Origin of the sequence: uncultured Caulobacter sp., from assembly GCF_947036865.1 — a bacterium.
Taxonomy (GTDB): Bacteria; Pseudomonadota; Alphaproteobacteria; order Caulobacterales; family Caulobacteraceae; genus Caulobacter.
On sequence record NZ_CAMQSF010000080.1, the window covers coordinates 1 to 7,789 of the forward strand.

Genomic DNA, 7,789 nt, shown 5'->3' on the forward strand with positions numbered 1-7,789 from the left:
GGCCTCGGCCTTGGGCGGGGCGGCGCGCGAAGCGTTCGACTTGGCGGCCATCGCGGCCGCGGCGGCGTCATCGGCGGCGGTGCGGGTCTCGGCCGGGCCGTCCTCGTAGCCGCCGTCGCCGGCGCTGAGGAACAGGATCGTCCCGAAGGTCGCCAACACGCCGATGATGAAGCCCAGGATCACCCAGCCGAACGGATTGCTCCGACGCTCGCTCATCGTCTCGCCTTTTCGCCACGCCAAAGCCGATACAGCCGGCTACCATGCTCTAAACGTCGGAACTAGAGCTTGGTTACCAGCGCGCGACGAAAGCCGACGTCAGGCGCCGACCCACTTGCGCACCGGACCGACGTCCACGTGCACGAAGTTGCTGGTCGGATAGTAGCCGACCCCGCCCCTGCCCAGATCCAGGGCCGCCGCGCGGACGTACTTCAGGTCGACATCCTCCAGGAAGATGTCCATCGCCTCGCCTTCCATGTGCAGGCTGTGCTTTGCGACCTCGCCGCTGCGCTCCGACAGCATCTTGTTGGTCGCCGGCGAGCGATAGCCGGAGATCACCTGGAACGGCCCCTTGGTCCCCGTCTTCTTGGCGACCTGGTCGAGGATGTCGTAGAGGCCCGGATTCATCGGGTGGACCTCGTCGTTGCGATAGTCGCGCAGCACCTTGTCGAGGGCGTTCACCGCGTCGGGCACATAGGCCCCGCGCTCCCAGTAGACCGCCTCCAGCTTCTCGCCGGTGTGGACGTTGTGCAGGTGCACCCAGCGCGGATCGACCAGCGCCGCTTGCGTCGGCCGAGCCCTCAGCGCGGGCGGCGCGGCTATGACGGGAACCTGTGGCGCGATCGGCTGTTTTCCCTCCAGGATCGCCCCGATGATATCGTCGTCGGCCCGCGCGTCCGCGACCGGCAGAAACCCCGCCCCCAGAAGGCCAAGCCCCATCTGGAGCAGCTTGCGTCGTTGCATAGGTACGCCTTACCCCGCACTAGAGCGTGATAGCCGAAAGTGTGCGCGGTTTCGGCGGCCATCACGCTCTAGATGTTTGAAGCAGAGCCTGTTTATCCCTTTCGGATGATCTCATCCGAAACGGACAGGCTCTGGAAGTGGGGGCGAGGACAAACCAAAAGCGTCCTGAAATCAAGCTGAGCCGGGGCGAAGTGCGGCGATACGCTGCACCAGCTCGCGATCCCAGCCGTACGGATCGTCACGGAAATTGACCTGCCCGTCCGGGGTCACATAGGCGGTCCAGTAGAGCAGGAACACCGCGATCTGTTGCGGCAGCTTGGCCCGCACGGTGTCACCCGAAGCGATCGTCTGGTCGATCATCTCCGGCGTCCAGGTCGGATCGCCCTCCATCAGCGCCTTGGCCAGTTCGATCGGCTTTTGCAAGCGCACGCAGCCATGGCTGGCCAGCCGGCTGAAACTGTCGAACTTCGAGCGGCTGGGCGTGTCGTGCAGATAGACGCCGTAGGGGTTGTTGAAGTCGAACTTCACCTGGCCCAGCGCCGCCTTCGGTCCGGCCTTCTGCTGCAGGCGCGAGCCGCCGTCGCCGGTCGGAATGACGATGAAGTCGTTGCGCGCCAGATAGCCGGGACTGGCCCGCTCCTTGGGCCACAGCTCCTTGGCCGCGATCGACGGCGGCACGTTCCACGGCGGATTGAGCACGATCGAGTGGATCATCGACGACAGCATCGGCGTCTCGTCGCCGGGCCGGCCGGTGACCGCGCGCATGGTCAGGCTGGGGACGTCATGGTGGAACACCGACAGGATGGCGGCGGCCACGTTCACCTGGATGCGGTCGGCCGGCAGGGTCTGAGGCAGCCAGCGCCAGCGCTCCATATTGGCCTGGATCTGATCCAGCCGCCGCTCGACCGGCACATTGAGCGCCGCGATCGTGCGCTTGTCGACGATGCCGTTCGGATTGAGGCCGAACCGCTTCTGGGCGCGCTGGACCGCCTGGGTCAGGGCCGCGTCGAAGATCGGCGCGCCATCGACGGCCACGGTGGGATCCTCGAGGGCTAGACGGGCCTCCAGGGCGACGACGCGCGCGCCCTTGGCGCCTTCCTTCAGGTCCGGTCCGGCGGGCAGCGGCGCCCAGCCGCCCCTGGCGGCGATCTCGCGATAGGTCGCCAAGCCCTTTTGCAGCGTCTGATAGCCGGTATAGGGCGGCGGCAGGCTGGCCAGCCACTCGGCCAGCCGATCCTGCTGCGCGGCGGCGGCGAAGTCCGGCGCGGGATCGTAAGGCGCGGGACGCAGGCCCCACTCGTTCATGAAGCCGCTGGCGGGCAGACGGCCCGTCCGCACGGCGCGGGCATAGGCCAGGGTCAGGCTGATCAGTTGCGTCTGTCCGGCGCTTTGGGCGCGCGGATCGCGGGCCTGCAGCAGGCCGATCGCCTGGTCCGGCGAGAAGGCGCCCGGCTCGAAGCCATGCAGATAGGCGTCGCTCAGGGTCTGGCGCAGCAGGTCGATCTGGTCGGGCCGCAGCTGGATCGCCGAAAGATCGGCGAGGGCCGGAGGCCTCGGCGCGGCCACGAGCGGCGCGGCCTGTTGCGGAACCCGTTGCGGCGGCGTCTGGGGGACGCTCGGGGCGGGACGACCGCCGGCCAGCGGCGGACGCTGGGACTGCGCCTGAGCCGGCGCTAGAGACAGAACGCTCAACGCCGCCGCCAGGACGCCGTGGAATCTCGAAACTCGCATCACCGTCGAACAGCCCGCCGCACGCGCGGCCAGGCCGCGTCAAGGTTTCCAGATGGCCGCTCCCGGCCCTCCCCGTCAACGCGAGTAGCGCGGAAGGCGAGCCCCCCGATCCGCTCCCGAGAACGTTTTTCAGGGACAGGAACCCGCAAGCCACACCGTCGGTTTCACTTGAAAAACGGGGAGCGCCACGGCGGCGCTCGCTGGGGCCTGCCATGGGTAATCACTTGAACAAGACGCTCGACCTCTTCCCGATCGGCAATTGCGCGGTCAGCGCCCTGATCGACACCGCCGGCCGCTTCGTCTGGGCCTGCGCGCCCCGGGTCGATTCCGATCCGGTGTTCAGCGCCCTGCTCGACGACGCCGATCCCGACGGGCCGGACGCCAAGGGGCTGTGGGACGTCCAGGTCGACCGCCGGGCCGAGGTCCGCCAGGGCTATCTGCGCAACACCCCGATCCTGCGGACCGAGATCGCCGACGAGGACGGCGCGCGGATCGAGATCCTCGACTTCGCCCCGCGCTACCAGCAGTTCGGCCGCACCTTTCGCCCGACGGCCTTCATCCGCCTGATCCGCCCGCTGGTCGGCGTCGCTAGGATCACCCTGCGCGTGAAGCCCACCGCCGACTGGGGCGGCCGGGTCGCCGAGCGCACCTCGGGCTCGAACCACATCCGCTATCTGTGCTCGGACATGACCCTGCGCCTGTCCACCGACGCTCCGGTCTCGCACATCCTGGAAGAGCGCACGTTCCGGCTGGAGCGGCCGATCGCCATGTATCTCGGCGCGGACGAGGGCTTCGACGCCCCGATCGGCCCGACCTGCGAGCGCATGCTGCGCGAGACCGAGCAATACTGGAAACTGTGGGTGCGGGGCCTGGCCTTGCCGCTGGAGTGGCAGACGGCGGTGATCCGCGCCGCCATCACCCTGAAGCTCTGCATGCACGAGGAGACCGGCGCCATCGTCGCGGCCCTGACCACCTCGATCCCCGAGCACGCCGACAGCGGCCGCAACTGGGACTACCGCTACTGCTGGCTGCGCGACGCCTATTACGTCGTCCAGGCCCTGAACCGACTTGGGGCCGTCGATATCCTGGAGAACTATCTCGGCTATCTGCGCAACATCGTCGACCGGGCCGAGGGCGGCCACATCCAGCCGCTGTTCGGCGTCGGCTTCGAGGAGGTGCTGACCGAGCGCCTGGCCCCCGCCCTGCCCGGCTATCGCGGCATGGGCCCGGTGCGCGTCGGCAACCAGGCCTTCGAGCACATCCAGAACGACGTCTACGGCCAGATCGTGCTGTCGACGGTGCAAGCCTTCTTCGACGAGCGCCTGCTGCGCCCGGCCACGGTCGAGGACTTCGAGGCCCTCGAGCCCGTCGGCGAGCAGGCCTGGCGCCGGCACGACCAGCCCGACGCCAGCCTGTGGGAGTTCCGGGGCCGGGCCAATGTCCACACCTATTCCTCGGCCATGTGCTGGGCCGCGTGCGATCGGTTGGGCAACGCCGCCGAGAAGCTGGGCCTGAGGGACAAGGCCGCCTTCTGGAACGGCCGCGCCGCCCACGTGCGCAAGGTGATCGAGGATCGCGCCTGGAACGATCGGCTGGGCCGCTTCGCCGCCACCTTCGAGGGCGACGAGCTCGACGCATCCCTGCTGCAGCTCGTGGACCTGCGCTTCCACACGCCGGACGATCCCCGCAACGTCGCCACCTTGCAGGCGATCGAGGAGGGGCTGCGGCGCGGCGCCTATCTGCTGCGCTACGCCATCCCCGACGACTTCGGCTCGCCCCAGACGGCGTTCAACATCTGCACCTTCTGGCTGATCGAGGCCCTGCACCTGTCGGGCCGCTCCGCCGAGGCGCGTGACCTCTTCGAGGACATGCTGTCGCGCCGCACGCCCGCCGGCCTGCTGTCAGAGGACATCGGCTTCGCCGACGGGGAGCTGTGGGGCAACTATCCGCAGACCTATTCGTTGGTCGGCCTGATCAACTGCGCCGTCCTGCTGAGCCGGCCTTGGACCTCGGTGCGGTAGGCGTCATCGCGGCGCTGATGTTGCGGCGACGGAAAAGTCTGAAATCCGCGTGTCATGCGTCTCGGGCACCTGCGGAGTCCCCCTGGTCCCCAACGCGGAGATACGTCTTGCTGAGCCGAAACCTGGTCCTGGCCAGCGCCTCCATCAGCGTGCTGGCCGGCGCCGCCCGTGCGCAGACGACCAAGCCGGCGACGCCCGCTCCGGTGACCACGCCGGCCAAGGCCGCGACCCCGAAGCCTAGCCCCGCCAAGCCCGTCACGCCCGAGGATCTCGACACCGAGGTCGAGGCCGTCACCATCACCGCCAGCGGCAAGCCCTACGGCGCGGTGCTGGGCGACATCCCGCCAGAGGAGACCTTCAACGCCGCCGACGTGCGCTCCTTCGGCGTCTCGTCGATGGAGGACCTGCTCACCGAGCTGCAGCCCCAGACCACCAGCGGCCTGGGCGGTGATCCCGTGGTGCTGCTGAACGGTCGCCGCATCTCCGGCCAGGGCGAGATCCGCGACATCCCCACCGAAGCCATCCAGCGCGTCGAGATCCTGCCCGAGGAAGTCGCGCTGAAGTACGGCTACACGGCCGACCAGAAGGTGGTGAACATCGTCCTGCGCCAGCGTTTCCGCGCCTCGACGATCGACGCGGGCGTGGGCGGCTCCACGGCCGGCGGCCAGACCAGCGAGCAGCTGAACTGGAGCCGCCTGCAGCTGAACCGCGAGGGCCGCACCAACCTCGCCGTCAAGATCCAGCACAGCGACCGGCTGCTGGAGAGCGACCGCGACCTCGTCAGCACCGGCCAGAGCGGCCTCTACGACCTGGTCGGCAATATCGGCCCCGGCCTGCCCGGCGCGAGCCAGATCGATCCGGCCTTCAGCGCGCTGGCGGGTCAGCCCGTGACCGTGGCGGGCGTCCCGGCCTCGGCGGCGACGGGACGGCCCGGCCTGGCGGCCTTCCTGCCCACCGCCAACCGCGCCAACACCAGCGACCTCTCCGACAGCCGAACCCTGCTGCCGGAGAACACCCAGCTGTCGATCAACACCGTCACCAACCGCTACATCCTCGACAATGTCTCGGCGACGCTGAACCTGGGCCTCACCGCCTCGCGCAACAACGCCCTGCTGGGCCCGGCCCGGGCGCGCCTGACCATCCCCGGCGGCGATCCGTTCTCGCCGTTCAGCCAGAACGTCGCTCTCTATCGCTATCTGGGCGAGCTGAACCCGCTGGAGCAGACCACCAACAACGTCGCCGGCCACCTGGGCTTCACCCTCAATCGCGACACCGAGGCCCTGCGCCTGTCCCTGACCGGCAACTACGACCACGCCATCAGCAAGACCCTGACCGACCGAAGCGTCGACCTGACCAGCGCCCAGGCCCGCCTGAACGCGCTGGACCCGACCTTCAATCCGTTCGCGCCGCTGACCGGCGCGCCCAATGTCATGACCGACAACGCCCGCTCGATCAGCGACACGGGCGACCTGCAACTCGTCGTCAACGGCGCCCTGATGAAACTGAGGGCCGGCGACCTGTCGACCACCCTGAAGGTCGGGGTCAACGGCACCAAGCTCGACGCGCGCTCGTTCCGCGCGGGGCTTGAGAGCAACAGCGACCTCTCGCGTCGCGACGCCAATGCTCAGGTCAGTTTCGACCTTCCCCTGACCAGCCGGCGCAAGGGCGTCCGAGCTGGGCTGGGCGACTTTTCGGTCAATGTGAACCTCGCCGCCCACCAGCTCTCGGACTTCGGGACGCTGACCCGCGTCGGCGGCGGCCTGAACTGGTCGCCCGTCAAGCCGCTGACCCTGGTGGCCTCGATGAACCACCAGGAGAACGCGCCCAGCCTGTCCCAGCTGGGCGGCCCTCTGGTCACCACGCCCGACAGTCGCGTCTTCGACTATGTCACCGGCCAGACCGTCGACGTGACGCGGATCAGCGGCGGCAATCCGAACCTGCTGGCCGAAAAGCGCAACGTCCTGAGGCTGGGCGGCACGTTCAAGCCCGACCAGGTGCAGGGCCTGTCGGTCGTCGCCAACTACACCCGCGTGCGCATCGACAACCCGGTCGCCAGCTTCCCGGCCGCGACGGCGGCGGTCGAGGCCGCCTTCCCCGACCGCTTCCAGCGCGACGCGACCGGGGCTCTGACCCGCATCGACACGCGGCCCGTCAACTTCGCGCGTCGCGAGACTGACCAGGTCCGCTGGGGCTTCAACTTCTCGCGCCAGATCGGCAAGACGCCGCCGCCCCCGCCCGGCGGCTTCGGCGGGTTCCGGGCGCGCCAGGACGGCCAGGCGGTCCCCGGCGCCGATCTGCTTAACCGCGCGCCGAGTGGCGATTCCGACGCCAACCGCCCCGCCGCGCCGGCGACCACCGATCCGAACCAGGCCTCGCAAGCGCCAGCGCCACAAGTCGGCGACGACACGCCTCGTCCGAGCTTCGACGGCGGCGGCCGCTCGGATGGCGACGGCCGCCGCTACGGCGGGGGCGGCGGCGGCGGGCGTGGCTTCGGCGGCGGCGGCTTCGGCGGGCGGGGCGGCGGCAATCCGCGCGCCACCCGGCTGCAGCTGGCGCTCTTCCACACCATCCACCTGCGCGAGCAGGTGACCATCGCCGACAGCCTGCCGACGCTGGACCTGCTGCACGGCGACGTGCTCGGCTCGGGCGGCGGTCAGGCCCGGCACGAGATCGAGGCCCAGGCCGGCCTGACCCACTACGGTCTCGGCGCGCGGCTTTCGGCCAACTGGCAGAGCGCCACGCACGTGCGCGGCGGAACCCTGGGCGGCGCGTCCAGCGACCTCGACTTCTCGGACCTGGCGACCATCAACCTGCGCCTGTTCGCCGATCTCGGCGTGCGGCGCGAGCTGGTCCAGGCCCATCCGATCCTGCGCGGCACGCGTCTCAGCCTGTCGGTCAACAACCTGTTCGACGCCCGCCAGACCGTCCGCGACGCCAATGGCGTGACGCCGGTGACCTATCAGCCCGACTATCTGGACCCGAAGGGCCGCGTCGTTCAGCTCAGCATCAGGAAGCTGCTGTTCTAGGTGTCGTTTCCAAGAAGGTTGTTTACACGCTGCCAGGGGGTGAGGCCGCCG

At 69.3% G+C, this 7,789-nt stretch carries 4 protein-coding genes and 1 pseudogene; 2 read left to right on the forward strand and 3 right to left on the reverse strand.

What is annotated here, in order from left to right:
* The 3 genes and pseudogenes from Q0V34_RS20340 to Q0V34_RS20350 form a co-directional block, all read right to left on the reverse strand.
* Window positions 1-216 (reverse strand): annotated as a pseudogene (locus Q0V34_RS20340) (hypothetical protein); the annotation flags it as partial.
* 99 nt (window positions 217-315) lie between these two features.
* Window positions 316-960 carry a DUF882 domain-containing protein gene (locus Q0V34_RS20345; RefSeq protein ID WP_297516108.1) on the reverse strand — a complete coding sequence of 215 codons (645 nt, stop codon included), beginning with the start codon at window positions 958-960 and terminating at the stop codon, window positions 316-318.
* 171 nt (window positions 961-1,131) lie between these two features.
* Window positions 1,132-2,694, reverse strand: a complete 1,563-nt coding sequence (locus Q0V34_RS20350; protein ID WP_297516111.1) for a L,D-transpeptidase family protein — start codon at window positions 2,692-2,694, stop codon at window positions 1,132-1,134.
* A gap of 209 nt (window positions 2,695-2,903) precedes the next feature.
* On the opposite strand from Q0V34_RS20350, the gene Q0V34_RS20355 reads away from it, so the two are divergent.
* Together Q0V34_RS20355 and Q0V34_RS20360 are read left to right on the forward strand one after the other, a co-directional pair.
* Window positions 2,904-4,712, forward strand: coding sequence for a glycoside hydrolase family 15 protein (locus Q0V34_RS20355; protein WP_297516114.1), 1,809 nt, complete (start codon window positions 2,904-2,906; stop codon window positions 4,710-4,712).
* A gap of 107 nt (window positions 4,713-4,819) precedes the next feature.
* Complete coding sequence (locus tag Q0V34_RS20360; protein ID WP_297516117.1) at window positions 4,820-7,738, forward strand: TonB-dependent receptor; 2,919 nt, start codon at window positions 4,820-4,822, stop codon at window positions 7,736-7,738.
* The last annotated feature ends 51 nt before the right edge of the window (window positions 7,739-7,789 follow it).